This is a genomic window from Sphingomonas sp. Leaf30 (assembly GCF_001422525.1).
In the GTDB taxonomy this organism is placed as follows: domain Bacteria; phylum Pseudomonadota; class Alphaproteobacteria; order Sphingomonadales; family Sphingomonadaceae; genus Sphingomonas; species Sphingomonas aerolata.
This window is the reverse complement of sequence record NZ_LMKZ01000001.1, coordinates 82,180-99,968: the sequence shown is the minus strand read 5'-3', so window position 1 is coordinate 99,968 and position 17,789 is coordinate 82,180. Positions and strand designations below refer to the sequence as shown.

Annotated in this window: 20 protein-coding genes and 1 pseudogene; 5 read left to right on the top strand and 16 right to left on the bottom strand. The window is 69.2% G+C overall.

Features of this window, described 5'->3' with window-relative positions; all coding sequences use genetic code 11:
* From ASE89_RS21040 to ASE89_RS00450, 5 genes and pseudogenes are all read left to right on the top strand, one after another.
* Positions 1-485: pseudogene (locus ASE89_RS21040) on the top strand (argininosuccinate lyase); the annotation flags it as partial.
* On the top strand, positions 482-733 hold the full coding sequence (locus ASE89_RS00465) for a hypothetical protein (protein ID WP_031394336.1): 252 nt from the start codon (positions 482-484) through the stop codon (positions 731-733). The pseudogene ASE89_RS21040 and the gene ASE89_RS00465, both read left to right, overlap by 4 nt.
* Before the next feature lie 12 nt (positions 734-745).
* A complete protein-coding gene (gene lysA / locus ASE89_RS00460) occupies positions 746-2,008 on the top strand; it encodes a diaminopimelate decarboxylase (RefSeq protein WP_056673035.1) in 1,263 nt (420 codons plus the stop codon).
* Positions 2,005-2,775, top strand: coding sequence for a precorrin-2 dehydrogenase/sirohydrochlorin ferrochelatase family protein (locus ASE89_RS00455; protein WP_056675053.1), 771 nt, complete (start codon positions 2,005-2,007; stop codon positions 2,773-2,775). The genes lysA and ASE89_RS00455 overlap by 4 nt, the downstream gene beginning before the upstream one ends.
* Positions 2,772-3,725 (top strand): zinc transporter ZntB, encoded by a 954-nt coding sequence (locus tag ASE89_RS00450; protein ID WP_056673032.1) that lies wholly within the window; start codon positions 2,772-2,774, stop codon positions 3,723-3,725. Before ASE89_RS00455 ends, ASE89_RS00450 begins: the two co-directional genes overlap by 4 nt.
* A 4-nt stretch (positions 3,726-3,729) precedes the next feature.
* Here the strand turns inward: ASE89_RS00450 and ASE89_RS00445 are convergent, their stop codons facing one another.
* The 16 genes from ASE89_RS00445 to fliF all read right to left on the bottom strand — a co-directional run bounded on the left by ASE89_RS00445 (position 3,730) and on the right by fliF (position 17,787).
* Positions 3,730-4,122: a flagellar export chaperone FliS gene (locus ASE89_RS00445; protein WP_037528697.1), complete on the bottom strand. Its 393-nt coding sequence runs from the start codon at positions 4,120-4,122 to the stop codon at positions 3,730-3,732.
* Positions 4,122-5,636 carry a flagellar filament capping protein FliD gene (gene fliD / locus ASE89_RS00440; protein WP_056673030.1) on the bottom strand — a complete coding sequence of 505 codons (1,515 nt, stop codon included), beginning with the start codon at positions 5,634-5,636 and terminating at the stop codon, positions 4,122-4,124. The genes ASE89_RS00445 and fliD overlap by 1 nt, the downstream gene beginning before the upstream one ends.
* 51 nt (positions 5,637-5,687) lie before the next feature.
* Positions 5,688-6,827 (bottom strand): flagellar type III secretion system protein FlhB, encoded by a 1,140-nt coding sequence (gene flhB, locus ASE89_RS00435; RefSeq protein ID WP_056673027.1) that lies wholly within the window; start codon positions 6,825-6,827, stop codon positions 5,688-5,690.
* A complete protein-coding gene (gene fliR / locus ASE89_RS00430) occupies positions 6,827-7,600 on the bottom strand; it encodes a flagellar biosynthetic protein FliR (protein WP_037528690.1) in 774 nt (257 codons plus the stop codon). The genes flhB and fliR overlap by 1 nt, the downstream gene beginning before the upstream one ends.
* Before the next feature lie 4 nt (positions 7,601-7,604).
* Positions 7,605-7,874 carry a flagellar biosynthesis protein FliQ gene (gene fliQ / locus ASE89_RS00425; RefSeq protein WP_031395965.1) on the bottom strand — a complete coding sequence of 90 codons (270 nt, stop codon included), beginning with the start codon at positions 7,872-7,874 and terminating at the stop codon, positions 7,605-7,607.
* Between the two features lie 103 nt (positions 7,875-7,977).
* A complete protein-coding gene (fliP, locus tag ASE89_RS00420; RefSeq protein WP_056673024.1) occupies positions 7,978-8,853 on the bottom strand; it encodes a flagellar type III secretion system pore protein FliP in 876 nt (291 codons plus the stop codon).
* Positions 8,850-9,104, bottom strand: coding sequence for a flagellar biosynthetic protein FliO (locus ASE89_RS00415; RefSeq protein ID WP_031394023.1), 255 nt, complete (start codon positions 9,102-9,104; stop codon positions 8,850-8,852). Before ASE89_RS00415 ends, fliP begins: the two co-directional genes overlap by 4 nt.
* Positions 9,105-9,108: 4 nt before the next feature.
* The gene (gene fliN, locus ASE89_RS00410) at positions 9,109-9,411 is read right to left on the bottom strand and encodes a flagellar motor switch protein FliN (RefSeq protein WP_031394024.1); all 303 of its coding nucleotides are present in this window, start codon (positions 9,409-9,411) and stop codon (positions 9,109-9,111) included.
* Positions 9,408-10,358 carry a flagellar motor switch protein FliM gene (locus ASE89_RS00405; RefSeq protein ID WP_031441299.1) on the bottom strand — a complete coding sequence of 317 codons (951 nt, stop codon included), beginning with the start codon at positions 10,356-10,358 and terminating at the stop codon, positions 9,408-9,410. Before ASE89_RS00405 ends, fliN begins: the two co-directional genes overlap by 4 nt.
* 3 nt (positions 10,359-10,361) lie before the next feature.
* Positions 10,362-10,988 (bottom strand): flagellar basal body-associated FliL family protein, encoded by a 627-nt coding sequence (locus ASE89_RS00400; protein WP_056673021.1) that lies wholly within the window; start codon positions 10,986-10,988, stop codon positions 10,362-10,364.
* Positions 10,989-11,005: 17 nt separating this feature from the next.
* The gene (locus ASE89_RS00395) at positions 11,006-12,526 is read right to left on the bottom strand and encodes a flagellar hook-length control protein FliK (RefSeq protein WP_056673017.1); all 1,521 of its coding nucleotides are present in this window, start codon (positions 12,524-12,526) and stop codon (positions 11,006-11,008) included.
* Between the two features lie 34 nt (positions 12,527-12,560).
* On the bottom strand, positions 12,561-12,986 hold the full coding sequence (locus ASE89_RS00390; RefSeq protein ID WP_166746665.1) for a hypothetical protein: 426 nt from the start codon (positions 12,984-12,986) through the stop codon (positions 12,561-12,563).
* A complete protein-coding gene (locus tag ASE89_RS00385) occupies positions 12,979-14,304 on the bottom strand; it encodes a FliI/YscN family ATPase (RefSeq protein WP_056673012.1) in 1,326 nt (441 codons plus the stop codon). The genes ASE89_RS00390 and ASE89_RS00385 overlap by 8 nt, the downstream gene beginning before the upstream one ends.
* Positions 14,305-15,099, bottom strand: a complete 795-nt coding sequence (locus ASE89_RS00380) for a FliH/SctL family protein (RefSeq protein ID WP_056673009.1) — start codon at positions 15,097-15,099, stop codon at positions 14,305-14,307.
* Positions 15,092-16,096, bottom strand: coding sequence for a flagellar motor switch protein FliG (gene fliG / locus ASE89_RS00375; protein ID WP_031394705.1), 1,005 nt, complete (start codon positions 16,094-16,096; stop codon positions 15,092-15,094). Before fliG ends, ASE89_RS00380 begins: the two co-directional genes overlap by 8 nt.
* Positions 16,096-17,787, bottom strand: coding sequence for a flagellar basal-body MS-ring/collar protein FliF (fliF, locus tag ASE89_RS00370; RefSeq protein ID WP_056673006.1), 1,692 nt, complete (start codon positions 17,785-17,787; stop codon positions 16,096-16,098). The genes fliG and fliF overlap by 1 nt, the downstream gene beginning before the upstream one ends.
* Positions 17,788-17,789: the final 2 nt, after the last annotated feature.

The following is a 17,789-nucleotide window of genomic DNA, read 5'->3' as shown; positions in this document are numbered from 1 at the left end:
GGATCATGGGATGCATGACCGCGCTGATGGTGACGATGAAGGGGCTGCCGCTCGCCTATTCGAAGGACATGCAGGACGACAAGCCACCGGTGTTCGAGGCGCATGATCTGCTCGCGCTGTCGATCGCGGCGATGACCGGGATGGTCGAGAGCGCGACGTTCCGGACCGAGCGAATGCGCGCGGTGGCCGAGGCGGGCTTTGCGACCGCGACCGATCTGGCCGACTGGCTGGTGCGCGAGGCGGGGCTGCCGTTCCGTGAGGCGCATCATGTGACCGGGCGTGCGGTGAAACGCGCGGAGGATCTGGGCATCGCGCTCGACGCTTTGTCGATCGAGGATCTGCAGGCGATCGATGCGCGGATTGATGACCGGGTCTACGGCGTATTGTCGGTCGATGCGTCGGTCGCCAGCCGGACCAGCTTCGGTGGCACCGCACCCGGCAATGTACGCGCCGCGATCCGCGCCGCACGGGAGACGAGCGAATGACACGCCTGATCCTTCTTGCCGGGCTGACCCTGTCGGGCCTGTCGCTGACCGCCTGCGGGGCGGCCGACGGGCTCGAACCCGCGCCCGGCAAATCGCTGCCGGTCGCGCCTTACGGTGCGAAGACGACACCGACGCCGACCGCGCTGCTGACACCGACGCCGCAGCAGCGCCCCGAACGCAGTGATGAATTGCTCACCAGCTCGCGCGAGCGGCGGAGCGACGAATTCAACCTGCCGCCTTCCAACTGATCACAGGCCAGCATGGACCATTTCCACTATCGCGACGGCGTCCTCCATGTCGAGGACGTTGCGCTTCCCGCGATCGCCGAGGCGGTCGGGACGCCCGTCTATGTCTATTCGACCGCGACGTTCCGCCGTCACGCGCAGGTGTTCCGCGACGCGCTGAAAGGTGCGGGGCGCGTGCATCTGGCCTATGCGATCAAGGCCAATCCGAACGTCGCGGTGCTGCGCGTCCTGGCCGATGAGGGCTACGGTGCGGACGTGGTGTCGGCGGGCGAGATGGCGCGCGCGCTGGCGGCGGGCATCCCCGCGTCGGACATCGTGTTTTCGGGCGTCGGCAAGACCCGCGACGAACTGGCGCGCGCGCTCGATGCCGGGATCGGCCAGTTCAACCTCGAGCTCGAGGAAGAGGGCGAGGTGCTCGCTGCACTCGCGCGGGATCGCGGTATCCGCGCGCCGGCGGTGCTGCGCGTGAACCCCGATGTCGATGCCGGCACGCACGCGAAAATCTCGACCGGGCGCAAGGAGAACAAGTTCGGCGTGCCGATCGACCAGGCGCCGGCGATGTTCGACCGGTTGTCGAAGCATGAGGGGCTCAATCTGCGCGGGGTGGCGATCCATATCGGCAGCCAGCTCGCCGATCTCGCCCCGCTCGAGGCGGCCTATGCGCGGATCGGCGAGCTCGTCGCCGAACTGCGTGCGGCGGGGCACGTCATTAGCCGGGTCGATCTGGGCGGTGGCCTCGGCGTGCCCTACAAGCCCGACGACGTGCTGCCGAGCCCGGCCGACTATGGCGCGATGGTCGCGCGCGCGACCGCGGGCTGGGACGTCGAACTGATGTTCGAGCCCGGGCGCGTGATCGCAGGCAACGCCGGCGTGCTGTTGACCAAGGTCATCTGGGTGAAGCCGGGGGTCACCAACCCCTATGTGATCGTCGATGCGGCGATGAACGACCTCGCGCGCGTCGCGATGTACGATGCCTATCATGACTTCGTCGCGGTGGAGCCGGGCGGCGAGCGGATGACCGCGAACATCGCCGGGCCGGTGTGCGAGACCGGCGACACTTTCGCGATGGGGCGTGACATCGACGTCGTGAAGTCGGGCGATCTGGGCGTGTTCCGCACCGCGGGCGCGTATGGCGCGACGATGGCGTCGACCTATAACAGCCGCGCGCTGGTGCCCGAGGTGCTGGTCGACGGCGATCGGTTCGCGGTGGTCGCCGATCGGATCGAGCCCGAGACGATCCTGGCCGCCGAGCGCGTCCCCGAATGGCTCAAGCGGTGAGCCTGCACAGCCTGCCGCTATTCGTGCGGCTGGCGGGTCGCCCGGTCATCCTGCTGGGCGAGGGCGAGGCGGCAGACGCGAAACGCCGGCTGCTCGACCGCGCCGGCGCTCACGTCGTCACCGATGAGGCCGCCATGGCCGCGCTGGCGATCGTCGCGATCGACGACGAGGCGGAGGCGCTCGCGGCGGTCGCGCGGCTCAAGGCGCGCGGTGTGCTCGTCAACGCGGTCGACCGGTCCGAGCATTGCGACTTCACGCTGCCCGCGATCGTCGACCGCGAGCCCGTCCTGATCGCGATCGGCACGGGGGGCGCGTCGGCCGGGCTGGCGGCGGCATTGCGGCAGCGGCTCGAGGCGCTGGTGCCGGCGGATCTGGGCGGGCTGGCAAACGCCCTGCAGCGCGCACGCGGGGCGATGCGCACGCGCTTCCCCGATGGCGGTGCCAGACGGCGTGCGCTGGCCGATGCGCTCGCGCCGGGGGGCGTGCTCGATCCGCTCGGACCGTCGCGCGACGTGGCCGGCTGGCTCGACGGGGGATTGGTGCAGGACGGGGCGATCGTGCGGATGACGCTCGCATCGCGTGATCCCGATGATCTGACATTGCGACAGGCGCGGGCGCTCGCCAGCGCGGACCGGGTCTATCACCGCAGCGACGTGCCGCCGGCGATCCTCGATCGCGCGCGCGCGGATGCGGCGCGGATCCCGTGCGATGCGCCGCCCGATGCGCAGGGATCGGGGCTGGTCGTCGATGTGGCGATGCGCGCGTGAGCGGGTTCGGGTTCAAGGTCGCTGACGGAGTCGCGTCGCGGCTCGCGGTCGAGGCGGCGCCGGCCGCGAGCGGCGATCTGGTCTGGGTCCATCTGTCAACCACCGAGGACGAGGCGCAGGCCTGGCTTCGCGACGAGGCCGGGCTCGAATCCTATGTGATCGACGCACTGACCGCGACCGAGACGCGGCCGCGCTGCGAGGCGGTCGGCGAGGGGGCGTTCCTCAACCTGCGCGGGCGGACGAACGAGGAGATGGATTCGTCCGACCTGCTCGCGTCGCTGCGCATCTGGGTGGTCAAGGGACGCGTCTATTCGCTGACACGCAAGCCGCTGGTCGCGATCCCGCTGGTTGAAAAAGAGGTCGAGGCGGGGCGGGTGCGCGATCCCGGCGATCTGATCACCGCGTTCGCGACCGCCATCACCACCGATCTCGACCCCGAGGTGGCGGCGCTCGGCGACGAGCTCGACGATTGCGAGGAGCGGCTCGACGCCAAGCATATCTTCGCCCTGCGCCGCACCGTCAGCGAGGTCCGCGTGGCGGCGATCAGCTATCGCCGGTTTCTCAATCCGCAGCGTGCCGCGCTCGAGAAATTGGCTGCGTTGCCCGGGGACTGGCTGCGCGACGACGACCGGCTGCACCTGGCGGCGGCGGCGGACCGCGCGGCGCGGATGGCCGAGGAGCTCGAATCGATCCGCGAGCGATCCGCGCTGACGCACGAGGCGCTGACCGACCTGCGCGCAGAGCAGATCGACAATCGCTCGCTGATCATCTCGGTCGCGGCGATGGTGTTCCTGCCGCTGACGTTCCTGACCGGGCTGTACGGGATGAACGTGAAGGGGCTGCCCTTTGCCGAGGAGCCCTGGGCGTTCGATGCGATCGCGGGCGGTTGCCTGGTGATCGCGCTGGGTATCGTGATCTACTTCGTCCAGCGGCACTGGTTCGAACGGTAGCGGCTCAGGCCGCGCTGGCGGTGCGCCAGGCCTGCGCGATCTCGTCGAGCGTGTCCGCGGTGGTGCGGAAGACCGAGCCGTCCTGGCCGACCGAGGCGTCGACGATCGTCCGGCGCGCGCCTGCATAGAGCCGCGCGAGCGTTTCCGACACCGCGCCGCCGCGGTCGAAATCGAGCCCCGCCTCGAGCGCGAACAGGATCGCGGTCGCGCGTGTCACGCGGTCGCTCTTGGTCGCATATTGGCGGTTGTCGGAGGCCCAGGCGGCGGCACGCAGCGCCGCGACGAGTTCCTTGTAGAGCAGCTGGACGAGGCCCGGGCCATCGGTCGTGGTGCGGCCGACCGCGTCGATCTGGCGATAGGTGGCAAACGGGTCGCGCGTGAGGGTGGTTGCGTACATCACGAGTCGCTCTTGTTCCAGGCGGCGATCTGGTTGGTGAGGAAGCTCTGGATCGACTTGTACGACGACACGCGCGAATTCATGCTCGAGAATTGCTGCGTCAGGCGGGTGGTCATCGCCGCGGACTGATCCGCGATCTTGGCCTCGGCATCGGCGATCGCGGATTGCGCGGCGGTGTAGCGCGTCTGCGAGGCGCCGAGCCCGATCGTCGTGTTGGTCGCGCTGGTCGTGATCGCGTTCAGCACCGCGCCAAGCCCGGCCTTGCCGTCCGCCGAGCCGTTCAGCATCGTCTCGATCGCAGTCGAATTGGTCAACATCGCGTTCGACAGCGCGGCGGCATCGACGCGCAACGTGCCGTCACGATTGGTCGCGACGCCGATCTGCGCGAGCGTCGTCGGGCTGCCGCCACCGGTGTCGCCCGACAGCGGCGCCAGCGTCAGCGCCTTGAGCGACGACAACAGTGTCTTCGCCGCCGGGTCCGCGCGCAGCACGCCGGTCACCGGGTCGGTCTGCTCGGTGAGCGTCGCCATGACCTGGTTATAGGTCTCGACGACGTCGGATACCGCCTGCGACAGCGCGCTGGTCGGCGTCGTGCTGCCCAGCGTGACCGGGCCGGTCGACACGGCGTTGAGCTGCAGTTTGACGCCCGTTACCAGGTTATTGATCGTGTTGCTCGCGCGCTCGACCGCGATCCCGTCGACGGTCAGCTTGGCATTCTGTGCAGCCGCCGTGACGCTGGTGTTGGTGGCGCCGGGCCCGACATTATAGGCGGCCAGCTTGCCGCTCGTGTCCGTCGTCGCGTTCAGCGTGAACGCCTGCGACGCGCCGGTCGCGCCCTTCATCGACAGATAGGCGCTGCCGTTCGAATCGGTCACGACCGAGGCGGTGATGCCTGCGCCCTTCGCGTTGATCGCCGCGGCGATCCCGTCGAGGCTGGCGTCGGTAACGTCGATCGTCACCGCGGTGCCACCGCCTGCGGTGAAGCCGGTCATCGTCGTCCCCGCCGCGTCATAGGTGGCGGTGCCGAAGTTGAGCGTGAAGCTGCCCGAGCCGATCACCGCGGTGCGATCGGCGACCGCGGCGGTGGTGCGGATGGTCTGCGCGGCGGCGAGCTGGTTGACCGAGATGGTCGACGACAGCCCCGAGGCCTTCGCGCCCGCCAGCGCGCTGACGCCGAGCGCGGCGGTATTGGAGCTGGTCGGCTGGCTGGTCAGCGTGCCGCCCTTCACCAGCGCGGCATAGGCGGTCGAGAAGCCCGAGATCGCGCTCTTGAGCGTTGCCAGCCCCGAGATCTGCGTGGTGATCGTCTTCGACTTGGCGGTCAGCTGCGCGGTCTTGGCCGCAAACTGCGCCTCGACCAGCGAGGGCACCAGGCTTGCGGTGTCGATCCCCGAGCCGGCATTGAGCGAGGTCAGCAGCGACTGCGCCGCGTTCTTCGTCACGCTCGCCGCGGTCGGCGTCGGCGTTGCCGCCGGGGTCGGCGTCGCGGTGCTGCTCGTCGTTGAAATTGCCATGCCGGAATCCTTGCGCGCTCGAATGGAATAACGACCGCGGCCGCCGGATCTTTAGGGAAGTTTCACGCCGTTTTCGTCGAACCGCGCATCGACCGGCACGGTGATCGCGGGCTGCGGCATCGGCGTGCCGCCTGCGGTTGCATTCAGCCCGAACACGAAGGCGAGGACGGTCGCGATCGCCATGTACAGGTCATCGCGAACCTCCTGATTTTCCTTGCTGGTGTAATAGACGGCGCGCGCGAGCAGCGGATATTCGAGCACGGGTACGCGGGTCTCCGCGGCGAGTTCGCGGATCGCCAGCGCGGTCGCGCCACGGCCCTTGGCGACGACGACGGGCACCTGGTCTTTGCCGCGATCATAGCGCAGCGCGACCGCGAAATGCGTCGGGTTGGTCAGGATGACGTGCGCCTCGCCGACCGCCTTGCGCATGTTGCCGCTGGCCATCGCGCGCATCTTGGCACGCTGCTGACCCTTGGCCTCGGCATTGCCCTCATTGTCCTTGTGCTCGTCCTTCACCTCCTGTTTCGACATGCGCATCTTGCCGAGGCGGCGGATGATCTGGATCGGCACGTCGATCCCGGCGATCGCGACGAGCCCGAACGCCATCGCGATCAGGATCGACGAGAAGGTCCCGCCGAGCGTCGTCAGCGCTTGGTTGAGATCGGCGGACGAGGCGAGCCCCATCGTCGTATGCGATGCCTGCCACAGCATCCAGCCGCCGATGGTGCCGAGCAGCGCGACCTTCAGCAGCGACTTGCCGAGCTCGATCCAGCCGGTCGGGCCGAAGATCCGCTTGAGCCCCGAGGCGGGGTTGATGCGCGTGAACTTGGGCGCGAGCAGCTTGCCGTTGAAGCCGAGCGAGCCGAGCCCCGCCTGGCTGAGCACCGCAGCGACCAGGCTGACCACGAACAGCGTGACGAGCGAGGGCGCAAGCTTCCACCCCGCCTCCTGGAGCGGGCGCCAGGGCGAGAAATCCTCGACGTCCGCGCGGCCGAACTGGAAGCTCGACGCCATCACCGCCTTGCACGCGGCGATCAGCGAGGGGCCGGCATAGATCAGCCAGGCGACGCCCGCGAGCATGCTGAGCGCGGTCGCGAAGTCGCGCGAGCGGAGGATGTCGCCCTTCTCGACCGCATCCTTCTTGCGCTTGTCGGTCGGGGCTTCTGTCTTTTCGCCGAATTCGTCCGCCATCAGCCGAGCACCAGGCTCTGCGTGGCTTCGAGGCCTTCGCGGATAATCACGACCATATAGTCGCCCATCGCCGGGAAGCCGACCGCGAGCGCGACGACGCCGACCGCGAGGCTCGCGGGCAGGCCGACCGAGAACAGGTTGAGCGCGGGTGCTGCGCGGCTGATCATGCCGACGACGATGTTGAGGCACAGCAGCAGGAAGCCGACCGGTAGCGCGAGCAGCAGCCCGGCGAGAAACGCATAGCCGCCGAAGAACGCGATCCCCCGCAGCCGGTCGACGCCGAGCCATGCAGCGCCGGGCGGCATCACGTCATAGCTTTTGACGAGCATCTCGACGAGCACGAGGTGGCCGTCCATCGACAGGAACAGCAAGGTCAGCATGATCGAGAAGAACTGGCCGAGCGCGGGGCTCGACCGGCCGTTCTGCGGATCGACCGACGAAGCGAAACCGAGCCCCATTGACCCGCCGATGATCTCGGCGGCGATCACCGGCGCGGCGAACGCGATCTGCAGCACGAAGCCGAGCGCGAGCCCGACCAGCGCCTCGGCGGCGACCGCGAGTACGGTCGCCGTCGCGAAGATTTGCGCGGGTGGCTGGACCGGGTGCGCGGCGAGCACGAGGAAGCCGATCGCGCCCGACAGCGTGACGCGGACCGTGACGGGCACCGACACGTTGCCGAACACCGGCGCGGCGATGAACGTCGCGCCGATCCGCACCATAACGAAGATCAGCGCCCAGAGCTGCGGCTCGATCGAGAGGCCGAAGCCGAGCATCCGCCTATTTCACCAGATCGGGGATGCGTTCGAAGATGCTGACGGTGAAATCGCTCAGCAGCCCGAGGATCAGGCTGCCGAAAATCATGATCGATACCGCGACGACGAGCAGCTTCGGCACGAACGACAGCGTCTGTTCGTTGATCGACGTCGCCGCCTGGATCATGCCGAGGATCAGCCCGGCAAGCAGCGCCGGGATCAGGATCGGCGCGCTGGCGAGCGCGAGCACCCACATCGTCTGGTTGGCGATGGTCAGGAAATATTGCGCGTCCATGGCTTATAATGCTTCCGTTCGCCCTGAGCGAAGTCGAAGGGCCTGGGACTCATGTGCTTCGACTGCGCTCAGCACGAACGGGAGTGTGGGTGCATCCACCGGGTCAGGTCGCGAACGAGTTGGCGAGGCTGCCCATCGTCAGCGCCCAGCCGTCGACGAGCACGAACAGCAGCAGCTTGAACGGCATCGAGATGATCGTCGGCGACAGCATCGCCATGCCGAGCGACATCAGCACGGTCGCGACGACGAGATCAATGACGATGAACGGCAGGAAGATCAGGAAGCCGATCTGGAACGCGGTCTTGAGTTCCGAGGTGACGAACGCCGGCAGGAGCACTGAGAAGGGGATGTCGCGCGGCGACGCATAGGGGCCCGACTTCGCCATCTCGGCGAACATCGTGACGTCCTTGATCCGCGTCTGCTTGACCATGAACGCGTGGAGCGGGACGCCCGCGGTGGTGATCATCTGCGTCCCCGCGAGCTGGCCGGCGGCATAGGGCTGGATCGCGGTCGTGTTGATCTGGGTGATCGTCGGCGCCATGATGAAGAAGCTGAGGAACAGCGACAGGCCGAGCAGCACTTGGTTGGGCGGCGTCTGCTGCAGGCCGAGCGCCTGGCGCAGGATTGCCAGCACGATGATGATCCGCGTGAAGCTGGTCATCATCAGCAGGATGCCCGGCAGGACCGTGAGCAGCCCCATGATGATGAGGACCTGCAGCGACAGCGACAGCGAGCCGCTCTGCCCGGTATTGCCCGCCGCCTGGCCGCCGAGCTGGCCGAGCGCGCGGTCGACCGCGTCGCCGACCGCGGGGCTGGCAGGGGCGGGGACGGCCTGCGCGAAGGCCGGCATGGCGAGGAACAGGGCGACCAGCAGCGCGAGGCCGACCCACAGCCACAAAGCGCCACGCGACTGCGTCCTGGCCTGTACAGCGGTAATCAGCGCCGGGCCCGACCCCTTGCGCGTAACGATCAGGCTCATGCGTCGACCTTGTCGATCAGGTGCACGCCACCGCGACCGACCGAGACGAGCAGCCGCCGGCCCTCGAAATCGATCACCGCGAGGCGCAGGCCCGGCGAGATCATCATCGTTTCCTTGACGCCGATCAGCCGCGACGTGGGCTTGCCGGGCATGCGGCTCTCGAACTTGCGCCACAGCAGCAGACAGCCGACCATCAGCCCGCAGACGAGCGGCAGGAGGATGACGAGCTTCAGGATATAGGACCAGAGCATCGGATCAGCCGCGCGCCGCGAGCGACTTGTCGGGGCTGACCAGCTCGGTCATCCGCACCCCGAACCGCTCCCCGACGGTGACGACCTCGCCGCGGCCGATCAGCGTGCCGTTGACGAACACGTCGAGCAGCTCGTTGGCCTGGCGATCGAGCTCGATCACGCTGCTTTCGCTCAGCGCGAGCAGTTCGCGCAGCGTCAGGCTGGTCGAGCCGATCTCGACGGTCAGCTTGACGTCGACGTCCTGCAGCAGCCTGAAATTGGCGGCCACGGCGGCGTCGACCGGAAAAGTACCGGCCATGTCGGTCATGCTGCGAATCCTTCGTCGATACGGGTAATGGAGGTGAGCTGGATGGCGGCGAAGCCGTTGGACGTGCCGACCGTGCCGCAGCCGAGCCGGTCGTTGCCGACCATCACGGGGACGTCGCCCGAGATCGTGATCGGGATCACGTCGCCGGGTTTCAGGTCCATCAGCATCTGCAGCGACACGACGGGTTCGGCGAGCACCGAGCGGATCGGGAAGCGGATGTTCATCGCCGCGCGGGTCAGCTCGTTGCGCCAGGCCGGATCGGGCTCGGCGGTCTTGCCGAGCACCTTGGTGGTGAGCGACGGCGCGTGCGGCTTGAGCGCGGTGACCGGGTAGACGAGGTCGAGAAAGACCGGCTTGCCCGCCCCCGTCGCCAGCCCGAAGCGGGTGACGATCATCGCATCCTCGCCGTCGAGCTCGGCGATCATCGCCGGGTTCACCTCGACACGGGTCGGCTGGAACTCGAACCGCGCCATCGGCTCCCACGCGGTCTTGAGCGGGGTCGCGATCAGCTGGCCGATCCGCGCGATCATCGCCTCGCCCGCGGGCGAGAATTCGGCTGGCAGCACCGGTGGCACCGCGCCCGTCCCGCCGAAGAACAGGTCGAGCAGCTCGAGGATGAACCGCCCGTCCATCACGCACAGCGCCTGCGCGGCACCCGGCGTCATCACCATCGGCAGCCAGGCGATCAGCCCGTCGCCGCGCTCTGCCCGGTAATCGGCAAAGCGCTGGACGACGAGCGGCTCGGCCCAGCTGCGCACTTCCTGGCGCAGCATTGGTTCGAACACGCCGCGCAACGTCCGCGCGAACCGGGCGGACAGATGCTGCAGCGTGTGCAAATCACCGAAGGGATTGAGCTTGGCCGACCCCAGCATGCCCGAATGGGCCGCCTGGGGACGATCGCGCTCGCGCCGCTCGCGCATCGTCGTGTCTGGGGGGGCGTTAACCATGCCTCACTGAACGACGAAACTGGTAAAGTAAACGTTACCGATCCCCCCGAAACCTTCCTTCTGCTTGAGCGTGGCATTGATTGCCTTGGCCAGTTCACCCTGCAATTTGCGCTTGCCCTGCGCGGTGAAGACCTCGTCTTCGGTCGCCTCGCCGAGCGCCATCAGGATCGCGGAGCGGACCGCGATCTCGTTGGTCTTGAGATGGTCGATGACGCTGTTGTCATAGGGCGTCGAGACGGCGACGCCGACCTGGATGAAATGCGCGCTGTCCTGGAGGTTGGCGGTAAATTCCTTCTCCAGCGCATAATAGGTCGACGCATAGCGGTCGCCGCCCTCGCCCGCAGGCGGCGCCATGCCGTGATTCTCGGGTGCGGCATCCTCGCCGCCGCCATGCTCGCCGCCTTCGCCGTCCCCTTCGGCCCCGGCGGACTTCTGCTCGCTTTTCGGAATGAGCTTGGGCTTGCCGTCATCGGCCGCGGCATGGCCGCCGCCGATCAGCCCCGCGCTCGAGGCATAGACACCGGCCCCCACGCCGCCGCCCACCAGGACGAGCAGCGCGACGCCGCCGATGATCATCTTGCCCATCTTCCCCTTCTTCTTGGGCACGGGGGCTTCGCTCTTGTCGCTCATCTACGCAGTCCTTCGGGTCAGGCGAGTCGGGTGTCGGTGGAATCGGTATCGGCGGCGGTCGCGGTTCCGGCGCGGGCGCGCGCAGGCGCCGAAGGCTGGTGCGGCGTCGCAGCGCGCTGCTGCTGCTGCTGCTGCTGGCCGGCGCCGGTATCGACGTTGCTCTGCGTCAGCTTCATCCCGCGGGCATCCGCGAGTTCGGCGAGCCGCGGCTGCGCTTCCTGCAACAGGCTGCGCGTGGCGGCCTGTTCGGCGGCGAACTGCACATGGACGGTATCGCCGTCCCGACGGACCGAGACGTCGATCGTGCCGAGCGCGTCGGGAATCAGGCGGATCCGCGTGTCGGTCGCGTTTGCCGCGTCGCGCAGGATGTCGATCCGCTCGATCATTGCGCTCGGCCAGCGCTCCTGCCGCATGTCGAGCGGCGGCTGTGCCGAGACGCCCGAGGCGGCGGTCATGACCGGGGCAAACGCTCCGAGGGCCGGCGCGCCGCCGGGCTCGTCCGGCTCGTCCCGCCGCCGCGCCGCCGCCTGAATCGCCGCGCCGAATACCTGCGCCGCCGAGGCGATGGTGCCGGGCTGGAGCGGCGGCTGGGCCTGAGGCTGGCCCTGCGGTTGCTGCGGCACGTTGGCCGTTGTGGTCCCGCGCGCGTCCTCGACCGAACGGGCGAGCGCATCCGCGTCGATCATCGTCGGCACGGCGGTCGTGGGGGGCGCGACGGGTGCAGACGTACCGGGCGCAAGAATGGTGCCGATCGACACGGCTGGCGGGGCCGGAGCGGTGTCGGCTCGCAGCGGCGCGGCGTCGGTGATGCGCGGCAGCGCCGCCATCGGTGCGGGTGCGCGCGGGGCGATGGGGATTGCGGGGGGCGTGATCGCAGGATCGTGGGGCCGCGGGGTCTCGGTCAGGCCGGCGGATGGCGCGGGCAAGGGCGGGGGGGCAGCATCTGCGACGGCCGCGGGCACCGGTTCCGGAACAGGCTCCGGTACTGGCATCGCGAGCAGCGGTACAATGATGGCGGTTGGTGCGTTTGGCGTTGCGACGAGTGGCGCCTGCTCGGCGTCGGTGGAAGGCTGCTCGGTATCGGCGGGTTCGGACGCCGGATCCGCACCGTCACGCACGGCCGCACGAAGGCCGGCGCGAAGCGCGTGGTTCGGCAGCGGCGGCGTGCCCTGCTGGAGCGCAAATTCGGACGGCGGCGCCGGCGGCAGATCGGGTCCGAGCGCCGCGGGCGATGCGCCGTCCGGTTGCGGCGGCCATGATGGCGTCGCAACGATCGGGAGGCCGTCAGAGCCAGGCCGCAGGGACATGGCCGGCTCGCCAGCGACCGGCAAGGGATTGCCGTCGGCGGCGAGCGGCTGCCGCGCCCGGTTCGCCGTTACGGGTGCGGCAGGCAGGAGAGGCAGTGCGTCGCGGCGTCCCGCGGCGTCGATCACCCCGGCCAGCGCCGCGCCGAACGCCACCGTCGGCTCCGCACCACGCGTGGCCGGTGCGGCAGGCGCGGCAGGGGACGGGGTAAGCGCAAGCGCGGGCTGGATCATGCAATCTCTCGGATACGAGCGTGTCGCACCGTACTCAGCAAGGATCGTGCCGGATCGTCCTGACCGAGGGAGCCTCTTCGAGCGCGCGAAGTTCCTTCAGCGCGGCATCGGCCTGCGCGCGCGCGATGAGCTTTTCGACCGCGCTCTGGTCGCGCTGTGCGGCGCGGGTCGCGTCGGTGGCGCGCGCGACCTGATATTCCGCCGACCGGACGCGCTCGACCGCGGCGTCGGCGGACTGTTGCAGGCGTTCGCGGTAATGCGCCGACGCTCCCAGCGAGACCGCGACCGCGCTCTGCGGCACGGGGGCGACGGCGGCGGCAAGGCTTGAGATGCGCGTCGACAAGGCCTGTTCGCTCGCGGCCTTGTCGTGCGCGCGGGCTTCGTCGGCGCGGGTCAGGCCGAGCTGCAAGGTCCGGACGCGGTGGATCCGTGCCAGCGTCTTGGCGCGGGCGTCAGCCACCGAAGACACCGACCAGCTCGGCCACCGCATCCGCCAGCGACACCTTCTCGTCCGAATCCTGGCGGATATACTCCATGATCGCGCCGTGGCAGGCGATCGCATTGTCGATCGCCGGGTCGGCACCCGCACGATAGGCGCCCATCAGCACGAGGTCGCGATTCTCCTCATAGGTCGCCAGGTTGCGGCGCAGCATGCGCGCGGCCCGGACATGCGGCGCATCGGCGATGTCGGTCATGACGCGGCTGACCGACGGGCCGATGTCGATCGCCGGATAGACGCCGCGCTCGGCCAGCTGGCGGCTCAGCACGATATGCCCGTCGAGGATCGAGCGCGCCGAATCGACGACCGGGTCGTTGCCGTCATCGCCGTCCGCCAGCACGGTATAGATCGCGGTGATCGACCCGCCGGTATGGACGTCGACGCCCGCGCGCTCGATCAGGTTCGGCAGCATCGCGATGGCGGACGGCGGATAGCCCCGTGCGGAGGCGGGTTCGCCGAGCGCGAGGCCGATCTCGCGGCCGGCATGCGCGACGCGGGTCAGCGAATCCATGATCAGCAGGACCTTCTTGCCCTCGTCGCGAAACCCTTCGGCGATCGCGGTGGCGCGCAGCGCGCCGCGGATGCGGAGCACGGGCGAGTGGTTGGCGGGCACCGCGACCACGACCGAACGTGCGCGGGCGGCGCCGGCGACCTTGGTCTCGAGGAAATCGGCGACCTCGCGGCTGCGTTCGCCGATCAGCCCGATGACGATCACGTCGGCCTGTGCGGCGCGGACGATCATGCCGAGCAGCACCGACTTGCCGACGCCCGACCCCGCCATGATGCCGACGCGTTGACCCTGGCCGATCGTCAGCAGGCCGTTGATCGCGCGCACCCCGACGTCCATCGGCTGAAGCACGCGGCCACGGTCGAGTGGCGACTGGAGCTTGCCCGCGAGCGGCCAGCGGCCAGCCCCGCGGATCGGACCGAGGCCGTCGATCGGCTTGCCCGCGCCGTCGACGACGCGACCGAGCAGGGCGGCGCCGACCTCGGCCTCTCCCGGAGGACCGATCGGCTTGACGGGCGCGCGCGGCAGGAGCGCGGCGGGACCGCCGAGATTCATCATCAGCGTACGCCCGTTGCGGAAGCCGATCACCTCCGCCTCGACGCTCGCGCTGCCCTCACCGACCTTGCACACGGTGCCGACGGGCAGGGTCAGCCCGACCGCCTCCATCAGCAGCCCGTCGAACGAGGCGAGCCGGCCCGACACCCTGGGGGCCGCGACGAAATCAGCGTTGCCGAGCGTTTCGAGATAGTCGGCGGTGAAGCGGTTTAGCACTCAGGCGGCTTTCGCGGGCACCGCGACGCGGTCGATCGCGCTGGCGAGCTGGTCGAGCCACATGGCAGGGCCGTCCTCGACGATCGTCGACGCGCTTTCGAGCACGAAGCTGCCGCGGGCGACATTGGGGTCGCCGGCGGCAAAGATCGACTTGGGCAGCGTGCCCTCGATCAGCGCGACGTCGTCGGGATGCAGGCGCAGCAACGCGGCCTCGGCGGAATCGGCGAGCAGTTCGGTCGCGGATTCGATCCGCCCAGCGAGCAGATCGGGCGAGATGCCGATCTCGCCGACCAGCTTGCCGACCAGCAGCAGGACGGTCTGACGAAGCTGCGTCGCGACCCGGTCGCGGTCGAGCCGGTCGGTGGCGAGCGCGGCGGCGAGCGAGGCGAGCAGCGCCTGGTCGCGCGCGGCATTCCCCTGTGCCACCGCGGCTGCGGCGGCGAGGCCCTCGGCATAGCCCGCGGCATGCGCGGCGGCGAGCGGATCGAGAAAACTCTCGGTCTCGCTGGCGGGGTCGAGCGGATCCCAGCCCTCCGTCGGATTGCTGTCCTTGTCGGCGGGACTGAAATGCTTCGGCCCGGTGGGCGGCGCGGTCGGGGCCGACATGGGCGTGGGCGTGGCACCCTGCGGCGCGAACCCGGTCGCGCGGCGCGGCGCGGCGGCGACACGATCGCGGATATCGGCCGCCGCAAAGCCCATCGGCGGCGCGAAGGCGTGCGCGAGCAGCTGCGCCGCGGTGTCGTGGCGCGCGGCGAAACCCGCGACGAAACCGGATGCCCCGACAAACTTAGACATAATCGTCCTCGCCTCCGCCCATCATGATCGTGCCATCCTTGGCAAGCCCGCGTGCGGTCGCGATCATCGCCTTCTGCGCCTCGAGCACCTCGGCGAGCCGCATCGGTCCGCGCGACTCCATCTCGTCGCGAATGCCGTCGGCGGCGCGCGCCGACATGCAGCCGAGGAAGCGGTTGCGCACCGCCTCGTCGACGCCCTTAAGCGCCTTGGTGAGGATCTCGCCATCGACGTTGCGGATCAGCGTGCCCAGATTCTTGTCGTCGAGCTCAAGCAGGTTGTCGAACACGAACATCGCCTCCTCGATCGCCTTGGCGACGTCGCGGTCGATCTTGAACAATTTGGGCATGACGCGCTGTTCGGTCGCCTTGCGCGCGCCCGACAGGATCTTGGCCGCCTCGCGCGTGCCGCCCAGCGTCACGCCCTGGCCGCTCGACCCGGTGCCGGTGCGGTTGGCGAGCAATGTGCGCAGCGTGTCGACCGCCTCGGGCGTGATCGGCCCGAGCCGCGCAATGCGGTGGAGGATATCGGGCTGGACCGCATCGGGCATCAGTTCGAGCACCTGGCCGCCGACCGACGCGTCGAGATTGGCGATCAGCACCGCGGCGATCTGCGGATGCTCCTTCTCGATCATCGCGGCGATCTCGCTGGCGTCGAGCCAGTCGAGCAGTTCGAGTTCGCACGCCGCCTCAGCCGGGGTGATCCGCGCGAGCACGCTCTCGGCCTTTTCGCGGCCGAGCGCGCGGTTCATCACCGCCTCGATCTTGGGACGGGGGTCGAAGCCGATCGTGGTGCGCTCGCGTGCGCGGTCGACGAAATCGTCGAGCACCGTCTCGACCTCCTGCTCGGAGACATCGGCGACCTTGAACATCGCCGCGCCGAGCTGACGGACCTCTTCCGGGTCGAGCTTCTGAAGGATCGCGGCGGCTTCGTCCTCGCCCACCAGCATCATCAGCACGGCGGCACGCTCCACGCCGGTATAGGTGCGCAAGCCCTCCATCAGCGTGCGTCCGCCTTGATCATGTCGCGCACGGCGAGCGCGGCGCGGGTCGGATTGTCGCGGGTGAAGCCGCGGACCGCGCCGACCCGCTCGTCATAGCCGCGCGAGCTTTCGAGCTGGTCGAGGCTGACCGGGGGGACGACGACCGGACCGGTCAGGGCTTCGGCGCCCTCGCCCTCGGCACCCTCGATCGTCTGGCCGAAGGCGGGCCGCGGCGTCGCGTCCTCGCGCTTCTTCATCAGCGCCTTGGCGATGGGCCGCACGCCGAGCAGGAGGACGAGCAGCGCGATGACGATCGCGGTTCCGTTGCGCGCGAGTACCGGCAGCCACGCATTGTCGTACCAGGCGGGGCCGGTATCGGCGGCGGCATCGGCGCCGGCGAACTTGCGGCTGATCACCGTCACATTGTCGTTGCGCGTCTGGTCGAAGCCGACCGCGCTCTTCACCAGGTCGGTGATCTGGTTGATCTCCATCGCGGTGCGGCGCGTCTTGTCGGGATCGCGCAGCAGCACCGCGACCGACAGGCGCTTGACGCTGCCCGGGGTGGCGCGGGTCACCGACACTTCGCGGCCGAGGTCATAGGCGCGCTGATACTGGTCGGACTGCTTCATCGCGTCGGGGGCGGGGCCACCGGCGACGGGCTGCGGCATGCCGGGATTGCCGGTCGCGGGCTGCGGTGCCTGGAGCGTGCTGGCGGCGGGCGGCGTGTTGCTGAGCGCGCCGGGGATGCCCCCCGGGGTCGCGGCGCCGTCCTTCTGGTTGCCGGTCCAGTTGCCCGTCTCGGCGCGCAGCACGCCCTGCTTGTCATAGCTTTCGCGCGTCGCCTGGGTCTCGTCGAGATTGACGTCGGCCTGGACCTCGGCGGTGAAGTTGCCGGCCCCCACCAGCGGGGTCAGCAGCTGAATCAGCTGGGTGCGGTACTTGTCCTCGACGCGACGCTGGATCTCGATCCGCTTGTCGCCCGCCGCACCGACGCCGTCGACTCCGCCGGGCTTGGTCAGCAGCGCGCCCATCTGGTCGACGATCGTCACCGAATCGGGCTTCATGCCGGGTACCGACGACGCGACGAGATTGATGATCGAGGCGACCTGTGCGTCGCTCAAGGACCGGCCGCCCTGCAGCTTCAGGATCACCGAGGCCGAGGGCGCGGCATTGTCGCGGACGAACACCGAGGCTTCGGGCGTCGCGAGATGCACGCGCGCCTCGGCGACCGCGTCGATCTCCTCGATCGACCGGGCGAGTTCGGATTCGCGCGCCTGGCGCAGGCGTTCGCCTTCCACCGCGCGGCTGACGCCCATCGGCAGCTGGTCGAGGATCGCGTAACCACCGGGTGCCGCCTTGGGCAGGCCCTGGCCGGCGAGCAGCATCCGCGCGCGCGAATAATCCTCCTCGGCAACCGTCAGTGAGCCCGTCGAATCGTCGATCCGGCTCTTGATGTTCGCGGTCGTCAGCGCGGAGGTGACGGCTGCCTTGTCGGCATCGGGCAGGTTGGTGAACAGCGTCTTCTGCGTCGGCGAGGACAGCGTCATCCACGCGAGCGCGGCGGCGGCGATCAGGCCGATCATCAGCACCATCGGCAGCGAGCGGCGTACCGCGGGCTGCGCGAAGGCGGACTTTATCTGTTTGAGCGGGTTAGCGAATTTCTCGGGGAGGCCATTGGCCGACGAAGCGGGGATGAGGGCAGTGCTCATAT

Coding starts and splice junctions, on each gene's coding strand:
- ASE89_RS00465 (WP_031394336.1), top strand. CDS start 482: ATGACACGCCTGATCCTTCTTGCCGGGCTGACCCTGTCGGGCCTGTCG.
- lysA (WP_056673035.1), top strand. CDS start 746: ATGGACCATTTCCACTATCGCGACGGCGTCCTCCATGTCGAGGACGTT.
- ASE89_RS00445 (WP_037528697.1), bottom strand. CDS start 4,122: ATGTACGCAACCACCCTCACGCGCGACCCGTTTGCCACCTATCGCCAG.
- fliD (WP_056673030.1), bottom strand. CDS start 5,636: ATGGCAATTTCAACGACGAGCAGCACCGCGACGCCGACCCCGGCGGCA.
- flhB (WP_056673027.1), bottom strand. CDS start 6,827: ATGGCGGACGAATTCGGCGAAAAGACAGAAGCCCCGACCGACAAGCGC.
- fliR (WP_037528690.1), bottom strand. CDS start 7,600: ATGCTCGGCTTCGGCCTCTCGATCGAGCCGCAGCTCTGGGCGCTGATC.
- fliQ (WP_031395965.1), bottom strand. CDS start 7,874: ATGGACGCGCAATATTTCCTGACCATCGCCAACCAGACGATGTGGGTG.
- fliP (WP_056673024.1), bottom strand. CDS start 8,853: ATGAGCCTGATCGTTACGCGCAAGGGGTCGGGCCCGGCGCTGATTACC.
- ASE89_RS00415 (WP_031394023.1), bottom strand. CDS start 9,104: ATGCTCTGGTCCTATATCCTGAAGCTCGTCATCCTCCTGCCGCTCGTC.
- fliN (WP_031394024.1), bottom strand. CDS start 9,411: ATGACCGACATGGCCGGTACTTTTCCGGTCGACGCCGCCGTGGCCGCC.
- ASE89_RS00405 (WP_031441299.1), bottom strand. CDS start 10,358: ATGGTTAACGCCCCCCCAGACACGACGATGCGCGAGCGGCGCGAGCGC.
- ASE89_RS00400 (WP_056673021.1), bottom strand. CDS start 10,988: ATGAGCGACAAGAGCGAAGCCCCCGTGCCCAAGAAGAAGGGGAAGATG.
- ASE89_RS00395 (WP_056673017.1), bottom strand. CDS start 12,526: ATGATCCAGCCCGCGCTTGCGCTTACCCCGTCCCCTGCCGCGCCTGCC.
- ASE89_RS00380 (WP_056673009.1), bottom strand. CDS start 15,099: ATGTCTAAGTTTGTCGGGGCATCCGGTTTCGTCGCGGGTTTCGCCGCG.
- fliG (WP_031394705.1), bottom strand. CDS start 16,096: ATGGAGGGCTTGCGCACCTATACCGGCGTGGAGCGTGCCGCCGTGCTG.
- fliF (WP_056673006.1), bottom strand. CDS start 17,787: ATGAGCACTGCCCTCATCCCCGCTTCGTCGGCCAATGGCCTCCCCGAG.